Source organism: Zoogloea sp. 1C4, assembly GCF_009469605.1.
In the GTDB taxonomy this organism is placed as follows: domain Bacteria; phylum Pseudomonadota; class Gammaproteobacteria; order Burkholderiales; family Rhodocyclaceae; genus Zoogloea; species Zoogloea oryzae.
Map to the genome: position 1 here is coordinate 1 of NZ_SSXU01000123.1, position 1,101 is coordinate 1,101.

A 1,101-nucleotide genomic window follows, 5' to 3' on the forward strand; every position below is an offset into this window, starting at 1 on the left:
GATGGCTGCTGCCGCCTATGACAAGATGATAGACATCGCAGAGCGTCTTTATAAGATTCCTGTGCGAAAAAAATCTGGTCCCAAGCAGTAAAAGAGCTTCGTGCAGAATCCAGCAACTATAGCGTTTCTGGACTCTGCAAACTGTTTGGGTATACTCGTCAGGCATATTATCAGCACGAAGATAATACGCTGGCAACCTTGGCAGAGGAATCATTTGTTATAGAATATGTTAAGTCTATTCGAAAGCAAGATCCCGGTATCGGTGGTCGTAAACTCTGGCTGATGTATTGCAAGGAGTTTGGAGAAGAGAACGCCATGGGACATTGCCGTTTCGAGGACATTATCTCAAGGTACAAGCTGGGAGTACGTTCTTCCAGCCGGAAGCCTCGTACAACGGACTCTCGCCATGGATTACCCACATATCCCAACAAGATAAAGGAACTGATACCATCGTCGCCCAATGAAGTTTGGGTGAGCGACATTACATATCAGAAGATTTGGGATGATGTAGAGGAAGGCACCTATCATTTCTGCTATATATCTTTAATTACGGATTATTATACAAAAGAGATTATTGGATATTCTGTTGGCGAGTCCCTTTCCACCAAGTATCCTTTGGAGGCCCTTAATATGGCTTTGTGCCGTATTGAGGAGAAAAATGTAATCCCTATCCATCACTCAGACAGGGGCGTACAGTATGCAAGCAATGACTATATCAAGTTGCTCAGAGAGTATGGGATAGTACCAAGCATGACGGAATGTGGCAATCCTAAGGATAATGCCGTGGCAGAGCGTGTCAATAACACATTGAAGAACGAGCTGTTTATGGGGCTTTCCTTCGTATCCTTGCACGAAGTAAAAGAGGCTTTAGAAAGGGCTGTTTATTTCTATAACAACCTTCGCCCACATGGAAGTATCGGAATGCTGACACCCAAGGAAGCGGCAAAACAGAAAGGAGATTTAAAGAAAAATTGGACAAGTTACAGAGAAAAGTATATAAAATCTTTGTAGGTTCAAGAAAAATGATTAATTTTGCAGCAAATTACCAAAATCGCGGTCCACCCCTAGGGGTGGTGCCCTTTGTCTACTCCTATTAAGAAC

Annotated in this window: 1 protein-coding gene; it reads left to right on the top strand. The window is 43.2% G+C overall.

What is annotated here, in order from left to right; translation table 11 throughout:
- Positions 1-72: 72 nt before the first annotated feature.
- Positions 73-1,011 carry an IS3 family transposase gene (locus GH681_RS23165; RefSeq protein ID WP_153163847.1) on the top strand — a complete coding sequence of 313 codons (939 nt, stop codon included), beginning with the start codon at positions 73-75 and terminating at the stop codon, positions 1,009-1,011.
- Positions 1,012-1,101 lie beyond the last annotated feature (90 nt).